Genomic DNA, 17,593 nt, shown 5'->3' on the forward strand with positions numbered 1-17,593 from the left:
ATCATATAGTATTTCTATGCGTTTAATCATATGCTACATTTAAACGTAGGTACATAACAATTAACTATCTGAATCATCTATTGTCCTAATCATATCCCCTTAAGGAGAAGCCGCATGTCAATAAAAAAGCACATTACCTTTTTTCTTATAATAATCTTTTCGTTATCGCTATTTGCATGCAAAAATCAGGAAGCAAATGAGGATAGCAGTCCCAAACGCAACCTCGTCACAATAAAATACAACGACAATTATGACAGTGGCACAGCCGAGGTTTATTGGGACAGTTATCTGTTTGAAGATGATCCGAGCGTTTTCAATCTCGATTTGGCCAGGACCGCCGCCGCGATAAGTGCCGCATCAAATGACAGGTCAATCGGCACAGCTGAATTCCTGGCAGATGCTTTGCACGATTCTTTAGGATTGGAAGATATTTGTCTGTACAGTTATCCAAATTACAAGGGTAGCAAAGCGTTAAACATGTCAACTAAAGATTCCGATCTGTCCACCGCTTTTGCTATTGGACATCAAAAAATGACGTCTCCTGACGGAAAAGAATTTGAAATAATAGTTGTTGTATGCCGTGGAACCGAAGGATATCAGGATAGTATTTTCTATGACGGATTAGGCAGCTTATTAATTTCATCATACAGTTATGATGGGTTTAAGTCTTTTTATGGCTATGTAGATTATGCGACTCAAATCCAAAATGCTTTAGTGAACTATGTAAATAACTATTCCGGCAGTTTTGCTGCTGACGTAAAATTCTTATTTACCGGTCACAGTCTTGGTGGCACTCCTGTTCAGTTACTTGTTGCAGATCTTCAGAAATACGATAAATGCGCATACGGATATACTTTCGGGTCGCTCAACGCTACCAGCGAACCTTATCCTGACTACTACGTCTGGAACATCTTTAACTACTACGACGATTTCGGTCCTAATGGCAGCCAGTTATTCAAACCGTCCGGCGGCTGGTACACATACGAGAACAAGGTTGGGAAAATCCTATTATTCGCATGTGATTTTGATTATGTATTCACTTGCGATGATGGTTATTACAGCCATGTTATGGCCGGTTATTACGATGCATTAACAGCAGGATTTCTCGACGAAAAAGGCAATCCGACAATGTTTGATTCAAAAGGATGCTTTAATCTCGAAGGAACATGGGTAATGGATTCAAATGCTTCTGGTGGTACCCTTTCAACTGAGATTACATTTAACAGCGACGGCAGTTTCAAAAGCGGTGATCAAAGCGGGAAATATGCTGTCTCTTCAGTCGAAGACTATTGGTTCGATCTTGAACTTTCCGATAATGACTCAAAGAAAACGCCTTTCAGAGCTACCATTCATACGCCTGATGTAATAAGGCTATTCTACGAGGAGTCAGATCAGCAAGTGATATTAACACTTAAAAGAAAACGCTGATATTACGACGGGTTAAGCGTGAATATAGCGAATCATGTTTATACGTTCCATATAATTGGATTACGGCCTTCACCTATAGATTTTTCTGAGCTAAACATAAATTGACTGCTGGCTGATCAAATTGACAGCACTATCGCGCTTGCGTCACATCTGTTCTTTGGGGTATATCTGATTGCCTAGAGCTCAAAAAGATCCGTACAAATCAATTATTTGTATCTATGATACAGGCAATACTAAATTCAGAAGATTTAGCTGACATCTATCCTACTCAATCCCAATCATCTGACTGTTAAGATCGATCAATATCTTCGTTCCCTCACCCTGTTTGGATTCCGCCGATATCTTATGTCCCAAGTTGTCACAAATGCGCTTGCAGAGATAAAGGCCGATGCCGCTGGCACGCTTGTCCTCACGCCCGTTAAAGCCTGTATATCCGTTTTCAAAGATCCTGGGCAGATCTTCGCTACTGATGCCGATTCCCGTATCCTCTATGCAAAGTATCCCTGTATCTTTCATATAGATGCTGATACCGCCTGTGCTCGTGTATTTGACGGCATTGGAGATTACCTGCTCGATCACAAAGGATAACCATTTCTCGTCTGATAAGGCCATTGCACCGGTAGGTTTAAAATCCATTCTGAGCTTCTTCGAAATGAAGTCTCTGGCAAACTTCCTTATTGCAGGTTTGATGACGTCATCCAAGCTGATCTCCCTGATCACATAATCCGTGCTGTCAGAATCGAGCCTTAAGAATGTGAGAACCATCTCAACATAAGCTTCGATCCTGTTGAGGTCACTGTCGAGGCGCCTTGCAAGGTCCGAGTCCTCTGACTGTATCTGAAGTCTCATGGAAGCGATCGGTGTCTTTATCTGATGCGCCCATACTGTATAGTACTCGACCATATTGTTGTAGTCAGAGGTAGATTTCTTATGCGAGAACTCTTCCTCTTCTTTGAGTTTGCTTATTATCTCCTGATAGTCTTTTTCAATAGGGTCTACCGGGTTCGGCATCTCTCTTACCGTAAGCTTTTTATGCTTATTGAGGGTTATCAGAAAATCCACGACACCTGCGATAAGAAGGATAAAAGCACAGAGCACCAACGGATAAAGTACCGTTACGGCAGGCATGTCAAAGAGGAAATAAGATGACGCGAAAACGCCGATCACGATAAAGATCAGGATAATGACTTTCAGCCTTGATCTGAGATAATCTTTCAGCATCAATCCTCCAGGATATATCCCACGCCGAACTTGGTCTTGATTATGTCTTTGAGTCCTATACTCTCAAGTGTCTTTCTGAGTCTGCCGACATTTACGGTCAATGTATTCTCGTCGACGTAGCAGTCAGTTTCCCACAGAGCTTCCATAAGCTTCTCACGGCTTACTACCTTATTCTTATTCTGAACCAGAGTAAGAAGGATCTTATACTCGTTGCGGGCAAGATCGATCTCTTTGCCATCGTATGAGAGTGTATTGTTATTCATATTAAGGACGGCACCGCAGACCTCTACGGTGCTTGAAGACTGGCTGAAATCGTAAGTCCTTCTGAGGAGTGCGGAAACCTTTGCTATAAGCACGCTCTGATCGAAGGGTTTCGCAATGAAATCATCGGCACCCATGTTCACGGCCATAACGATGTTCATGTTATCTGCAGCAGAAGATATAAAGATTATCGGAACGGAACTCTTCTTCCTTATCTCCTGGCACCAGTGGAAACCGCCCATGTAAGGCAGAGTGATGTCAAGGATTATCAGGTGGGGTTCGTACTCGTCTATCTCTTCAATGACCTTCATGAAATCGGAGACAACGCGTCCTTCCATACCCCATGTCTTTAGGCAGGTCGTTATCCCGTCCGCTATTCCCCTGTCGTCTTCAACGATATAGATCTTATACATTATGATTTCGGAGTAAAGCTGTCAAAGATAAAGCATTTGAAATACTTTTTTGCCTGTTGCAGTTCCTCTTCGCTGCGGATGGTCCATGCAACGTTTTCAACAGTAAACAGTTTCCTGCACAACCTGTATGAAAACTGGTTAACGCTGTGATGATCGTAAGCAATAAAATCAGGACGCGCACGGAAGTTTAACATAAGATTTGTAAGCAGCAGTTTCTCGATCCAGGTTTGCGTAACATCCTGTATGAAAAAATCCATCGATAATTGACCGCGGATCACGTCAGGACGGTTCTTGCGGAACCAGCTTACAACGCTGGGATGAAAAGACTCGATAACATATATCCCGTGAAACTTATCCATCATTTCAGCCGTCATCTCGGTCGTAGTCTTCCAATCGCCCTCGGATTTGATCTCAACGATCAATGGCACATCTTCCTTGATAATACTCAGGACATCTGAAAACAACGGGATCTTCTCATCTGAGTTTGCCAGATGATATTGCTGAAGTTCATCGTAACTGCATTCGTACAGTTTCTTATCAACACCGCACATACGCTTGAGGTTTTCATCGTGGAAAACGACAAGCTTGTTGTCAGTAGTATGCTGAACATCAAGCTCTATACCATACCCGTTCTCCACAGCCAGCTTGAATGCTTTCAATGAATTCTCCGGAGCATCACTGTCGTTATTAAAGAAACCCCTGTGAGCGATCATCTTTTCCTCAAAGGGTTTCATTCTTGCCGTCCTGTCAGCACCCGGTTTAATGGCAAACAGATACAGACCGAACAATATGAGCAAAACGCAAAGAAAAACTATAACAACAACTACAAAGACATGCATATAACCATCTCCGATTATTTGGCGGTATCAATACTCAAAATTGATCAATTCCCTCAACAAAAGAACAAACTGCTTCTCAGGTTTCAGGATGGATCCGGGGGCAGTATTGTTATAGTCACCGGAATTGAAATACAAACATATTCCTGTGCCATACTCACGCGAGAAGACCAAAGGATATCCGTTTTCCGTTTCGAAATACACATTTACATCAGGAGCCAACTCACCCCAGCATACTTCACCGTCAGTCAGGCTGAAGGAATCCAGAAGAGATTCAAACAAACCCTCCTCCTTACAGATATCTGTCTTAACATATCTGACGGTCCTGGTGCGTTCAAAATTCGTGATCGTGCAACCGTAAAGTTCCTGCAGCTGGGTGTTTCGGGTCCTTCTGTAAATGATATCGTGTGCACAAATCAGTCTTCCGCCAGAACGCACATAATCCACAAGGCACTGGTTTAATCTCGCCAAAGCAGACGAGTTGTTCGTAAACTTGGTTACATCCGTAGTCATGAGGATGATCGTGTCTATCTTTGACAGATCATTCGAGAGAATGTCCAAAGCATCTTCCAAGATTTCAAAGTCGTAATTGTCATCAAAATCCAGTTTCTTTATGAGCTTATCCAATATTGCCGAATCAAAATCACTCCACAACAGTATATGCTTATAATCAGGATTAGAAGAAGTATTATTCTTATTCAGATTCTTACCAGCGTGAAGATAACGTTTGATGTGGTCAAGAACGCCGTCAAAATAGATGAAATCCACCTTGACGCGCTGATAATTCTGTAATGTGGATAATTCGTCCGGCAGGTCTGAAGGAAAAACAAAACCATTCATTGTTAACGGTATGATGTTTTTTCCTGTTTTTATGGCATGAACAATCTCCTGACGAAGCCAGTCATCTTCGTTTTTACAACGCTCAAGAGAATTCGGGGGCAATACCAAAACAACGTCTGAACACTCGTCCATGATCTTGAGCAATTTAGTATCAAAACGGCCGGAATCCAACGATTCAATGTCATAAAAGACTTTGTATCCTTCCGCAGTCAACTTCTCGTGTAACAGGAAAGCCAGCGCTTCACCACCCAAACGTCTATAACTGATAAATATCTGATACATATTGATTACCACATATAAGCTAAGAAGGTTACTGATATATTGTGAATGATAGCACAATTAGGTATTGATGACAAAAAATAATATAATCTATCCAAAACCGGACTATACTCAGGAGCACTAATGTTCAGCAAAAGATATAAGACAGTCTCTTTCATACTCGCATCTTCCCTGGCGGTTTCAACCCTATGCGGCTGCAGCATCGTAAATTCAAGTCAGTCCGCAGCCAATGAGACAAGTCTTCCCACGACATCCGCCACAACATGGCCGGAGATCAGTGAGACAACTACAGAGGCCACTACCGCAGAGACGACTGAGGAGACAACGGAAGCTGTTGTTTCTGAAGAAACATACCAGACCGCAATATGGAACGATGACGTTGACCCGGAATATGTGAATTCGATAGACGGTGTTACACCCGAAATGATGAGAGCCGACTTCTGGATCGGCGAGGATGACAACAGGATCCTCATGGATGCCGATGAGATAACCGAGTTCAACTACAACAACAGGGCAACCAACAAGACCGGAGACGGAGTAATAATGCCCAAATTCGACGAATTCGGAGAAGTCATGGACGGCAACATCCTCAGGGCCTTCCTCAAAGAGAATGCCGACTCCGTACCCGATGAGCCGTCCAAGTACTATCTGAACGGACACCAGACAACAAGAGGCTATTGGCAGAATCTCGTTGAACTTTCGAATATGGATGCCGTGGAAGACGAAGTCAAAGTCAGATACGGGTTCACGGTCAAGCGCATGACCGTAAGGCTCTTCCCAACTGAAGATAAAGTATATAACGGCAAGTCGGATAGGTTCTTCGATTACATGCTCTATTCCGAATGCATGCCGTTCATGCCGGTCGTCGTCCTGCACGAGAGCCTGGACGGGGAATATCTTTATGTTGTTTTCGACAGCTTCTCATCATGGGTAAGAAAAGATGCCATAGCACTCTGCAAAGACAGGGACGACTGGCAGGCCAGGCAGTTCCCGGAAAACCGGCTCGTTGTAACGGCACGTGAGATCAGGCTCGGTGATGATCCTCATCTCACTTCAACTGAAGACCTAGTTCTTCCCATGGGAACATACATGTCCCTTGTATCCGCTGACGATGCTCCCTCCGAGATCAATCAGAGAGCAACATTCTGCGATTATGTTGTAAAGATACCCACAAGAGGCAGCGACGGTTATATCAAAGACGAATACTTCCTCATACCCGTATCTGATGACGTGTATGTCGGCTTCCTGCCTTTGACGCCCGCAAACATAGTAAGACAGGCGATGAAGCTCCTTGGAGACAGATACGGCTGGGGCGGAGATCTTCGCGCCAACGACTGTACGGGAATAACAAGAGAGATTTACCGCTGCTTTGGAGTGCTCCTTCCTCGTGTCGGACAGTCCAACTCCAAAGGCATATACAAAGTCGACTTGAGCGATATGTCAGATGAGGAAAAGCTCGCCGAGATCGAAAAACTGTACCCGGGGAGTCTAATATCATTTACAGGTCACATGATGATTTACCTTGGCACTGTTGACGGAGTGCCTTATGTTATCAGCGCCGTCGGCACTTTGGTCGAACCCGGGTCTTCGGAGATACTGCATCCGAGGAGCGTTGTAATAAACAGTCTGTACGTAAAGAATTCCAAGATGAACACCTGGCTCGGGATCTCACAGACAGCATTGATGTTTATTCCCGAAAGATAACATCCTCATCCTTCAGCCTTGAGGACCACCCTGTTCTTGCCGTTTCTCTTGCCGTAGTAGAGCTTATCGTCAGCTTCCTTGATCCACTCGTCTACAGTAAGTCCCTTTTTGAAACCGGCAACCCCGGCTGTAATGGTGACTTCTATGCTGTTGCCCTCGAATGTGAAGTTGTGCTCTTCTATCTTTTTGCGGAGCTGCTCGGTCAGATCGAACCCTTTTGTCTCAGCGCTGCCGTCAGAGAAGACCAGGAACTCCTCGCCGCCCCATCTTGAGATCACACAGTCCTTCAGCGTATCCGTCATTATCTGTGCGACGGTCTTTAATACATAATCTCCGGCATTGTGGCCATATTTGTCATTAATACCTTTGAAATTGTCGATATCAGCCATCGAGACAAACATCTCACCGTCTTTCTTTACGGCTTCTTCCAGCTTGTTTACCATGAAATGACGGTTGTTGAGCGACGTCAGCCTGTCGGTAAGAGCTATAGCCGTAAGCTTTCCTTCGTAGTCGCCGATCATCTTGAGCATTATGCTCGAGTATACTATCAGGAAGAACAGGACTATCACTGAATTGAATACCCAGAAAAGGCCGGAGATTATGTTATCGACCTTATAGACAGGACCGATGCAGGCCGCATATCCCGTGGATGCAAGATAACAGAATCCGATTATGCCGCTGACAGCAAACGCGTTGATCTTTCTCTTCCCGATCTTTGATGCCATATATTCGGTGTAGAAGATGATCGGGATCATGGAAAGGCAGTACAGGTGGAACCCGATCTTGTAACCAAGGCAGATCGTGGTAATGCTCATATAGAGCGTCAGCCAGAAATAGACAATCCTTACATAGATATCCAGCTTCTCTTTACGTATCAGGATAAATCCGATGACGTAGACCAGCGCGGTCGGAATGCTGAACCATAAGAGAAATGTCGCTTTGCATACGAAGAAGAACCCAGCAAGACCAAACACCAGGAGTAAGATAATCCAGTTGATGGTATATGTAAGCTTCTGTACGCTCTTGAGATCCATACCGGCTCCTATAAAACTTATAGACCCATTATAAACCCGGCAAAAAGACTTGCCGAACCGTTATGCAAGGTTTAACACAAGTTTTACACAATGGTAATCCGCTCCAAGGTTCAGCCGCCGTAAAAAGCCCGGATTACTTGAGTTTCACGAAATACGGTTTGTTGAGTTCTATGCTCTGGAGCATCCTGCAGCCGTCGGGATTGACTGCGATGATCTTCCCTGCCGCGTCCGGATTATGCTTTATGTAGTCAGTTACATAGTCGTACTTCTCCCACAGATGCATAGGCGTAAATCTCTTAATGTCAGCGATTGAGAGATAGTAGTCTATTGTCCTGAAGCCGAAATCATCCCACCTCGGATCAAGCGGCAGCATCGCATAATCGATCCTGCCCGCAGCCTTCAGTGGTGCGGCATACTTCTTGAACTGCGGCTCGCTCGTCGTTACTTCATTCGGATAGAACTTTCTGGCTGTGGATTCGATGCTTAAACCCGTACTGTATCCTGATCCGTTCATGCCCGAAAGTCTCTTCTCGAGTCTTTTCTTATAAGTGTTAAACGGAAGCTGCGCATTGGCGAAAAGATCTCCTGCATGGAAGAACCTGTATCCTCCCGCCTCAACGATAAATGCGACACCCATATCAGTCGACTTCAGGCTCTTAACCGAACCGAAATCGGTCTCAAGGTACTGCTCACCCCTGAAAGAACACAATATGTCTTCCATTGACTGCGGTATCTTATCCAGTGCACCCTGTTCACTCGATGTACCGCTCAAACCAAGATAGATCTCACGGACATCGTACTTATCCGCAAGTCCGAAGATCCTGGAATTATAGTGATCCAGATGGACATGCGAGATAAAAATATAGACAGGCTTGGAAGGTTCAAGCGGCGGGATGGCTGCACGGTACCAGTCAAACACCAGTGTCTCATTAGCCGTCTCGATTATGAACCCGCTCTGTCCGCAGTAATAGCATTTGATGCTGCCCGAGTCAGGACGTTCAGATGTGGCGGGGATCTCATAATGCAGAGGAGACGCCACACTCACACCGTTCTTATATTCCTGGTCGTAAGGCACTCCGGCATTGTATATCACGAACCTTCCGTCTTCTTTGTTGTCCTTCCAGACGCCGCAGTGAATTGTGCGCATGTCATATTCGCGGTTATCGAATACCAGGCCGGGGATGGGGAGCTTAGCATCGTCGTAACGTTTGCCTCTTCCGTTAAACATCCCGTTCTTGAATTCACCTGTCCAGTGGCCGCCGTTATAGTAGAAAGTACCCTGTCCCTCAGGCTTTCCGTCAACCATCTCGCCCTCGTAATATCTTCCGTCTTTATATTCTTTTCTTCCGGTTGTTTTTTCAGGCATAGGTGTACTCCCTCCGTTATCCTTTTCATCTTCAATATGCAATGCGGCTTTTGTCTTCTTCAACAAGCCGCTACTCTCATATGTTTCCGGACTGTCCTCACCGTACATCACACGGCAGGCATATTGAACTCCTTCAAACAGAGGCAACGCTTTATCGTATTCGCCCCTGTCAAAATGAGCTTTCCCCTTGGCTTTGACCTTGGGAATAAGATCGGCTAAAAGATCTGAAGTTTTCTTTGTCTTAGAGTCATCTTTTCCCCGTATCTCACGCTGATATTTCAAACAGTCGGCATACATCATCAATGACTTTTTTGTTTCCCCTGCAGCGAGATAACAACTTGCAAGCTCGGACATCGTACTTAAAGCATTCTGGTGTTTGCTATCGATAATGACGCTGCTGACTTTGTAATTGATCTCCGCGATCTCAACCGCTTTTTTGTTATCTCCCATATGCCTATATGTCTGGATCATCCTCGAACGTGTGTGAAGAGTTTCATGGTGCGATTCTCCAAGAACAGCGCAGTGACGTTCGAGACAAATATCCAATAACTTTACGGCAGTCTGATAATCTTTCATTGAATCGAATACGACAGCTAGTTCCGTCAGTGTTTTAAGTGTCAATGGGTGGTCTTCGCCCAGGACTTTGCATGACAGATCATAACACTGCATCATGATCTCATGCGCCTTTTCAACATTGCCGCTCAACCTGTATGCCAAAGCCAGATTATACATGGAACGCAAAGTGTCGGGATGCTCCGCGCCAAGCACCTTAACATAAAGCTCATAACACTTCTGATGAAGCTCGAGTGCCTTTGTGTAATCACACAGGATGCCATATGCATTTGCTAGGCCATTCAGTCCGAGAAGAGTATCACGATGCTCATCTCCAAACAGGTCACGCAAGAGTTCGTAACATTTTAAATAATATTCAAAAGCCTCATTATATTTTCCGAGTCTTGAATACCTGTTAGCAAGATTATAAAGTGCTTTTATCACCTTTTCATCGGTTTCGTCACGATCCATCTTCAGCGTGTCTACAATCAATTTGCAAGTCTCAAGCGCAGAATAATCATCACCCACAGCCTGATATGCATTTGAAAGATTATTTAATGCCACGAGAGTATCATAATGCTTGTCTCCCAATACCTTACAGTACATTTCATAGCAGCTCTTGCTCATCTCCAATGCTTTTTGATAATCGCCATTCAGCCTGTAAATCTCTGAAAGATCATCCATGGCTTTCAGCGTATCAGGATGCTCTTCACCAAGCTGCGACTTGATTGTTTCGTAAGCCTTTTCACGCCAATACAGAGACTTCCTGTAATCCGCATTAACCTTATTCCCGTTCTTATACATGGAGGCAAGTTTTCGGATGGCATCGATAAGACCTGCCTCAGCTGCTTTTGTGATGAGTTTCAGACCCTTATCGAGATCGACTTCCACATCGATGCCTTCGAGATAAGCCAGACCGATAAGGTAGTTGTGTTCGGGATCGTTGTTATTCTCCGATACTGCTATCCCAACCAAAGCGTCGAGCAGTTGTTTGTTAAAACCCTGCTCATCATTAGTGTCGGCACATACAGGTATCCCCGGGTATGCCTTGATAAGTTCCTCGTAATCCGTATAGACCATCTCTGCGGGGAATATCGTCTTTCCGAGATTAACTGCAGCAGGATACTCCTGCGCCATTATGAAGTTCGGTGTACCGTTGTCGTTCTTCTCGAGAAGGCTTGGCGTAACGAGCAGCGTAAAGAGTTTACTGTCTTTTAAGATCCTGTCTATGCCTTCTCTGAAGCTTTCTCCCGGAGTAAGAAATTCGTCGAACCATATCGCTATATCCTCGCATTCGGGATTGTTATGGATCATCTTCATGAGATCGTTCGCGAGCTTTCTGTCCGTCTTCCTGTAGCTCAGGAAGATGTAAGCGTCGAATGCCTGCTTTATGCGGCTGACAAGATCGTTGCTGACCAGTACGGATTCCAGATATTTTCTGAGTTTTTCTTCGTAACTTATCTTTGTCGAATCGGTATTTACCGGAGAAAGATACTGCAGTTCCCCAAACTTATCAGCTCTGCCGTAAACTTCCTTTATGCTGTTTTCCATCAGCAGGGGCAGCACGGGAATATGCTTTTCGAGTGCGAAAGGATAATCCTTATCCATTGCCCTGTTGGTCTTTGTCAGGAGCTTCAACGTAACGGGGATCACGAACAGACTCATTCTTTCCAGGTCAACTTTTGTATTCTCATCACTGAGATCGGCAGTCATGTCTTCCGTATAATAGATCGCGCAGTCAAAAGCCTTCAGGATATCACCGCACAGCCGTTCAAAGCATTCATCCATATCATCGGGATGACATGTAAAGAATACCTTTGCCTTGCCATCCGGCTTTGCCCCGCCACGCGTCTTAAATGAGAATACCGTTTCACTCATCTGCATTAACATCCTTACTGTACTTTGTCCTGGAGAGATATAACCTGCCGATACCGGAATCATGTGCAGTCTTAACGAATTCTTTCAGGGGAATGTCTCCTTCTTCCGTCAGGACAAGATCCTCCGTTTCATTCAGATGCGTAAGGAATAACGAAGTCCTGACTTCATACGGGCAATTTTCACTGACGTCATCAGTTATCCTTCTGATAAGCGAAGATGCCGAAGGATGTCTTCCGAACCTTATGCTGTCCTGCCAGGGATTCGGCTGATTGGTCTCATCTTCGAAATGCAGTGCGGGATCCTCATTAAAAGGTCCGGCGCCATGACGCGTCAGATATGCCCTTGTAACGTAGACCGCCTCATCGAGTCGAAGTCCGCATTTGCCCAATATGCTAACAGGATTGATTATATTCGTGCGGCTGCACGTCGTGTGAGGCCACAGGTCTCTTCTGTCGACATCAAGGAGCAGGCCCTGACCGCTTTCAAAGACCACATTGTCGTAAGACAGAAAGAAAGCCTTCTCATCTTCGACAAGTGTCACATGCTTCGCGAGAACATTCTTAAGGAGTTCCGCATATTTCAATGTTTCAAGCTCCAAAGATTCGGTTATCGAATATTTAGCAAGCCTGACGGGAACATATTCTTTTTCTATGGAGGCAAGTCTGGCTGCGATCTCGGCGGCTGAAAGATCTGCGATCTCACGTATAGTCAGACCGAAACCGTCCCTTGTCCTTCTGGTAGCTTCCCAGATGCCCATTCCGCAGCTGCCGTGCTTAGCCTTGCCCCTTGCCTCTTCGATCTTCTGGTTGAGATAAACATCGTAAAGAAGAGTTACGGAAGCATCGGGAGACGCATATATCTTCACATGCGCTCCGGACACTTCCGCAAATCCGTTTATCTCTTCTTCGAGTTTAAATAGATCCGGAAAGAACGTGGCGGCCCAGTATGTGTCGGCTCCGTTGAACGAACCGGACGAGAGCTCATGGAAAACAAAACGCTTGCCTTCCCTCTCAACCGTATGCCCCGCCTGGGCTCCGCCGTTGTGTCTTACGACAAGGTCGTGACCTTCAAGTGTCAGACAATCTGTCGCAAGACCCTTTCCTTCATCTCCGTAATTACTGCCTATTACAGCGTAGAACATCAGGTATCTGTCAGATGATGAGGTTGCACATCATGCCGTCGATCTTCCTGTTGACGTCAGCAGAAAGGTCACCGAGGATATCAGCTCTGTTAAGGCCCTTGACCTTGCAGATAACGCTGATTATGAGTTCGGGAAGCAGTGAAACGGAATCCTTCCTGATGTTGATGGTCCTGCCGTCGATAACTGTCCTGTCACCGCCGCTGGTGATGTTGATATGGAACAGATAATAGGACTGTTCCGTCTCCTCGAAAACTTCCTGCAGAGTCATGTCTGACTTCTGATCGTCACCGAAGATCTTCTTGATCGCTGAAGCACTGAGTTTGGGATGGTTGGGAGCATCACCGATTGTAAATGCAAAGCCCTTCTGCTGACGCTTCTTCATGCTGTCAGTATCAGTATGTCTTGCAAGAAAATACCAGAACAGAGAATAGTCCTCAGGACCGTCGCCGCCCCTGCCTTCAAGCCAGAGCTCAAGGAGCTGCTCAGCGATACGGATATCGGATTCGTACTGTGTAACCTGCAGAGGTGCGGCATCGCCTACATCACCTATAGCCGCAAACATAAGCTGAGGATCCGGAATAACGTTTGAAGCATAGAGCTTCTTCATGAGTTCATTAAGCGAATTCTTTACGATCTCTTCAGAGAGATAACCCATAGAACCTGTTACGTCAACACCGATGGCAATAGGCGTTGAATTCGGATGCTCGTCATTATCCCTTGATTCTCTCTTGCTGATGAACTTCGGATTGAACTTATCGAGCATCGTCTTGTTTTTAAACAGGTTATCCGCACCAGCGTCGGTCGTAATGCCTCTTGTTTTTCTTAGTCTGTCCCAATCGTGTGCTGTGTAACTTCCTGATCCCATCTTGTTTCTCCTTTATCATTCATTGAATTTATGAAAATTATGGCCGCCAAAGCCCTTCATAATTACGTCATCCCAGGCTTTGAAATCGTCATAAGCCGTAGGTTTGGGTGCGCCGTCCAGGAACTCCATGCAGAGTGCCGGCGCGGTAGAGATGTCCATAACGCTCTTAGCGATGGACCTTATATCCTTCAGATAGTTGCGGTCGGATGTCATAGACACGCCTTCCCAACCGTCAAGAATAAATAATTCATGCGTCTTGGGATTGATATAAATGTCCTCGATCCTGATCGACTCAAAATCCATATTGTTGAACTCTAAAAGGCATCCCAGATTCTCAAATCTTGATATCATCCACGCAACAGTTGTCGCTTTCAGGTTCTCGAAAAGATACAGGGGGTAGATATTCTCCACCTTGGCTATCAGCATCAGTCCCCTTCCGTCATCGAGTTCGGCCCTGTATGTGACATTCGGCAGATACTTGCTCAAACCCTTAATGTCGGCAGAAGGATACATGATATCCGACAGGATGTTGTTGAACGGTGCGATCGGCATCTTATCGGGAAAGACAACTGCTATCTTATTGCTTCCGATGTAGACTTCCTTTTCAGGAAGGATCACGGAATAGTAGCTCTCGAAAGAGATATTGTTTCCCGTTGCCGTCCTGAAGTTTACGGAAGAACCGCTGTTCCAAAATTTTAGGACATCGCCTTCACTTGCAAGTTCATCGTTTAGGAACCTGTCGTTTATCAGCATCTCGTCCCTGGTATTCTTATAAGCCTTGAAGTCCTTGTCGGACAGGTAGATCATCGATCCGCAGAAACGGCATACCATCTCGCCTCTCGAACTGATCCTGTACTCGGCTCCGCAGTTGTCGCATTTTATGTTAAGAAGCTTGCTCTCCATGTCTTATCTCCCCGAAAGTAACAATGTTAATCTGACATCTTTTTAGATTATAGCATTTTTATAAAACATATTTGAGGGCAGATTTAAAGAATGTATCAGACAGTGACCTCGATATTGTCAACGCTCTTTCTGGACCAGTCGTTCGAGAGGTCCATATTCTGCCAGTCCGTCTGGTGGCAGCTGAAGCTTATCGTCAGGGTGTCGCCCTTTGCCAAAGATCCGCTGCCGACAGTAATCGTGAGACAGGTGTCCCTGTCCTCGCCCGTACATGATTCGAACGTGCCCTTGACCTTATCCGTGAGCGGAGTATACTGCCCCGACGCCGAATTTACTGCCGCGTGGTAGCAGTCGAACGCAAGAGTCCCTTCCTTTGTCAGATAGTAGTTTATCTTAAGGTTAGAAAGGTCCACCGTCCCGCTTCCTGTATTGGTGATATCGATCGTACCGGCTATCGCATTTGCCGAAAGCGACATATCGTTATAGTTCATCTTTATCGTGAGGTCACCGGATGTTGCCTGACCGCCGCCGTTGCCCGTCTGTGACTGGGTCTGGGCCGTCTGCTCGGTATTCTGTGCATTACCTGATCCGCCGCCGGCACTGCTACCTGAGCCCGAACCTTCCTCATCCGGCAGTTCTCCGAATACGACCTTACCGTTCTCCAGCAGGACGGCACCCGCTGCATTGTTATAGGAATAGTCGTTACCGTTATCCCATGCTCCGTTGGGACTCGTCATCCTGACCTGGATCTCGGACTTGTACTGAGACTGTCCGCCGGGTCTTAATGCTCCGTCATCGAAGACAACGGACAGATAGTAGATGTGGTTTTCCTCATTCCATACTTTAAGCCCGTCACATCTTCCCGACTGCATGTAATTCGTTGAAATGCTGACGCCAGAAGCGTCTCCGCCCGCCTGGTAGATCTCGGAAAGATCTACGAAATATCTGAACTCGAGGTTTTCAGCACATCTTGCGGGCCATGCCGTTCTGTTGTAGATAAATGCCTTTATCTCAGCGAAATCATTACCCTGAACATTAAGGCTGCACTCCGCGGAATACTCGTCCGAAGGAACCTCTTCGACTGCACCGAAATCTTTCAGGGTCTGCCCGTGATACTTTGAATACATGGCGGCCATGAGCCCTGTAAATCCGGCGTTATAGTCGCACGCTACCTCATTCTTGTTATAGTCGGATACCGTATCCGTATAGCCGTCGGAAGCGTCGGGACCGCCGACGAGCGCCCCGTAAAGGGTGTGCCTTGCTTCACCCGGCTCGTTCATGTTGTCGCAGTAAGAACCCTGACTCGTCCTGTGGTGCGGATGCTCGGGCGGATTCTCGCCGAAGCCGACAACATAGGACCTTCCCGAGGAACCCAGAGCATAGTCAGCCTGAGATTCTGCAAAATCCCAATATGTCTTTACCTTGTCCGAAGGACATCCATCCCATCTGCTATATACGGTGGCGACATATGCCGTTGTCGTCGCGTATCTTAACGAACCCCACTGGTCGAGCCATGCCAGGCCCTTAGGCGAATAGGTGATCCTCTGTCCGTCCGAAGTGCCGCAGGACCAGTAATCCAGATGCTTCTGCACTTCATTCTTATAAGTCTGCTCACCGGTTATCTTCGCAAGGAGGACGGCCGCACCGATGTGAACGTCATCCCAGCACAATGACCAGTCGTAATCGTGACCGGCTTTTGTGAAACACGATTTTGCATTGTCCAGATAAGTCTTATCATCAGTTGCCATATACAACCAGCAGCCTGCCCAGGCAAGCTCGTCGTAGAAACCGCTCCATGAGTTATAGAACCCGTTGGCGGCAGTGTATCCGTCGTCGCTCCTTGTCGAATCAGCAAAAGCATAAAGGCTCTTTGCGTGGTCGAGGCAGAGCTTCGAGTATTCTTTATCCGTATCTGCGAAAACAATGGCCGAGACCGCCAGTGCCGCAGCAGCTTCTCCGACGACCGCGGAACCGGGGCTGTTCTTCGTAACACAATAAGAAGGCCTGTTCATGCTCATGACCTCGGCAGGTCCCCACCAGGAATGGTCTGCATTGCCGTCGCCCACCTGATAGTAGTAGACCTCATCCTCGGGATGGCACTTGATGAGATAATCACATACCCACATAATGTCGCCCAGCATATACTCCAGCTGTCCGCTCTGTTCGTATGCCTGTCTGTCCTCATAGACCGACCATCCGAGCATGGCGGCGGAATATGCCATCGGGAGATTGAACTTCACATTGTCTCCGGCGTCATACCAGCCACCGGTAAGATCGATATTGTTGTCCGCTCCGTCCGTAAGGCCGGAATCTCCGCGCCAGTTGCATCTGGTCTGCTCGGGGAGCTTGCCGCTTCTCTGAAGTTCATAAAAGAGAACGGATTTCTGAAGAGCTTCTCCGTAATTGTATTTGCCTGTACCTTCGATCCCTTCGTAACCGCTGCCGTATTCCGACAGCCCGCCCGTTGAGTGGCTTCCCCCTGAAGATCCGTTAAAAGAAGACGTTTCAGCCGTTTCGGCATTTCCTGAGGCAGCCGTGGTCTCAGATACCTCTCCTGTAGTTGTCTCAATATCAGTCTCCTGCGCTTTATCGCATGCAGACAGTAAGAGCGTTCCTGCAAGTACGAACGCTATTGTCCTGTTAAATCTCTTCATCTTGCCCTCCGGGAGGTTTTGTCGCCATAATCGGCAATCAGATTATACCATCAGCGCCCCGGATAATCCTGAACGAAAAGCGACTTTCAACGCCCGAAAAAGCACCGCTTCAAAACGCTATTTACGTGTCGGTTAATTCACCGCTTTTGTCGGAAGCGGAAAGGTAAATCAACTGATATCTGTAATATTGACAGTGCTTTTGCCGGTTTTGCAGGAAAACT

The 17,593-nt window shown here is 46.3% G+C and carries 12 protein-coding genes; 2 read left to right on the forward strand and 10 right to left on the reverse strand.

The annotated features are described in order from the left end of the window. Positions 1–114 precede the first annotated feature (114 nt). On the forward strand, positions 115–1,428 hold the full coding sequence (locus BO18_RS15865) for a lipase family protein (RefSeq protein ID WP_034447894.1): 1,314 nt from the start codon (positions 115–117) through the stop codon (positions 1,426–1,428). A 264-nt stretch (positions 1,429–1,692) separates the two neighbouring features. Here BO18_RS15865 and BO18_RS15870 read toward each other — a convergent pair whose 3' ends face one another. Genes BO18_RS15870 through BO18_RS32925 form a run of 4 tightly spaced genes read right to left on the reverse strand, consistent with a single transcriptional unit; the run spans position 1,693 to position 5,281 of the window. After that, positions 1,693–2,649 carry a sensor histidine kinase gene (locus BO18_RS15870; protein WP_034447896.1) on the reverse strand — a complete coding sequence of 319 codons (957 nt, stop codon included), beginning with the start codon at positions 2,647–2,649 and terminating at the stop codon, positions 1,693–1,695. After that, entirely contained in the window at positions 2,649–3,323 is a 675-nt protein-coding gene (locus BO18_RS15875; RefSeq protein WP_034447898.1) for a response regulator transcription factor, read from the reverse strand. Before BO18_RS15875 ends, BO18_RS15870 begins: the two co-directional genes overlap by 1 nt. Next, the gene (locus tag BO18_RS15880) at positions 3,323–4,162 is read right to left on the reverse strand and encodes a glycerophosphodiester phosphodiesterase family protein (RefSeq protein WP_034447899.1); all 840 of its coding nucleotides are present in this window, start codon (positions 4,160–4,162) and stop codon (positions 3,323–3,325) included. The genes BO18_RS15875 and BO18_RS15880 overlap by 1 nt, the downstream gene beginning before the upstream one ends. 27 nt (positions 4,163–4,189) lie before the next feature. Beyond that, a complete protein-coding gene (locus BO18_RS32925; protein ID WP_051688826.1) occupies positions 4,190–5,281 on the reverse strand; it encodes a toll/interleukin-1 receptor domain-containing protein in 1,092 nt (363 codons plus the stop codon). A gap of 120 nt (positions 5,282–5,401) precedes the next feature. Here BO18_RS32925 and BO18_RS15890 point away from each other — a divergent pair, with 120 nt between their 5' ends. Further along, positions 5,402–6,982, forward strand: a complete 1,581-nt coding sequence (locus BO18_RS15890; protein WP_034447900.1) for an SH3 domain-containing protein — start codon at positions 5,402–5,404, stop codon at positions 6,980–6,982. 5 nt (positions 6,983–6,987) lie between these two features. Here the strand turns inward: BO18_RS15890 and BO18_RS15895 are convergent, their stop codons facing one another. The 6 genes from BO18_RS15895 to BO18_RS15920 form a co-directional block, all read right to left on the reverse strand. Next, positions 6,988–8,016: a GGDEF domain-containing protein gene (locus BO18_RS15895; RefSeq protein WP_034447902.1), complete on the reverse strand. Its 1,029-nt coding sequence runs from the start codon at positions 8,014–8,016 to the stop codon at positions 6,988–6,990. 133 nt (positions 8,017–8,149) lie between these two features. Then, complete coding sequence (locus BO18_RS15900) at positions 8,150–11,812, reverse strand: tetratricopeptide repeat protein (RefSeq protein WP_034447904.1); 3,663 nt, start codon at positions 11,810–11,812, stop codon at positions 8,150–8,152. Continuing rightward, the gene (locus BO18_RS15905; protein ID WP_051688827.1) at positions 11,805–12,953 is read right to left on the reverse strand and encodes an adenylosuccinate synthetase; all 1,149 of its coding nucleotides are present in this window, start codon (positions 12,951–12,953) and stop codon (positions 11,805–11,807) included. The genes BO18_RS15900 and BO18_RS15905 overlap by 8 nt, the downstream gene beginning before the upstream one ends. Positions 12,954–12,963: 10 nt before the next feature. Continuing rightward, positions 12,964–13,818 carry a hypothetical protein gene (locus tag BO18_RS15910; protein WP_051688828.1) on the reverse strand — a complete coding sequence of 285 codons (855 nt, stop codon included), beginning with the start codon at positions 13,816–13,818 and terminating at the stop codon, positions 12,964–12,966. A gap of 15 nt (positions 13,819–13,833) precedes the next feature. Continuing rightward, positions 13,834–14,721, reverse strand: a complete 888-nt coding sequence (locus BO18_RS15915) for a TFIIB-type zinc ribbon-containing protein (RefSeq protein ID WP_034447906.1) — start codon at positions 14,719–14,721, stop codon at positions 13,834–13,836. A 95-nt stretch (positions 14,722–14,816) separates the two neighbouring features. Continuing rightward, positions 14,817–17,372 (reverse strand): glycoside hydrolase family 9 protein, encoded by a 2,556-nt coding sequence (locus tag BO18_RS15920; RefSeq protein ID WP_051688829.1) that lies wholly within the window; start codon positions 17,370–17,372, stop codon positions 14,817–14,819. Between the last annotated feature and the right edge of the window lie 221 nt (positions 17,373–17,593).

Source organism: Butyrivibrio sp. AE2032 (genome assembly GCF_000702965.1).

Bases quoted from the DNA above. Each gene is read 5' to 3' on its own strand.
- BO18_RS15865 (WP_034447894.1), top strand. From the start codon at position 115: ATGTCAATAAAAAAGCACATTACCTTTTTTCTTATAATAATCTTTTCG.
- BO18_RS15870 (WP_034447896.1), bottom strand. From the start codon at position 2,649: ATGCTGAAAGATTATCTCAGATCAAGGCTGAAAGTCATTATCCTGATC.
- BO18_RS15875 (WP_034447898.1), bottom strand. From the start codon at position 3,323: ATGTATAAGATCTATATCGTTGAAGACGACAGGGGAATAGCGGACGGG.
- BO18_RS15880 (WP_034447899.1), bottom strand. From the start codon at position 4,162: ATGCATGTCTTTGTAGTTGTTGTTATAGTTTTTCTTTGCGTTTTGCTC.
- BO18_RS32925 (WP_051688826.1), bottom strand. From the start codon at position 5,281: ATGTATCAGATATTTATCAGTTATAGACGTTTGGGTGGTGAAGCGCTG.
- BO18_RS15890 (WP_034447900.1), top strand. From the start codon at position 5,402: ATGTTCAGCAAAAGATATAAGACAGTCTCTTTCATACTCGCATCTTCC.
- BO18_RS15895 (WP_034447902.1), bottom strand. From the start codon at position 8,016: ATGGATCTCAAGAGCGTACAGAAGCTTACATATACCATCAACTGGATT.
- BO18_RS15900 (WP_034447904.1), bottom strand. From the start codon at position 11,812: ATGAGTGAAACGGTATTCTCATTTAAGACGCGTGGCGGGGCAAAGCCG.
- BO18_RS15905 (WP_051688827.1), bottom strand. From the start codon at position 12,953: ATGTTCTACGCTGTAATAGGCAGTAATTACGGAGATGAAGGAAAGGGT.
- BO18_RS15910 (WP_051688828.1), bottom strand. From the start codon at position 13,818: ATGGGATCAGGAAGTTACACAGCACACGATTGGGACAGACTAAGAAAA.
- BO18_RS15915 (WP_034447906.1), bottom strand. From the start codon at position 14,721: ATGGAGAGCAAGCTTCTTAACATAAAATGCGACAACTGCGGAGCCGAG.
- BO18_RS15920 (WP_051688829.1), bottom strand. From the start codon at position 17,372: ATGAAGAGATTTAACAGGACAATAGCGTTCGTACTTGCAGGAACGCTC.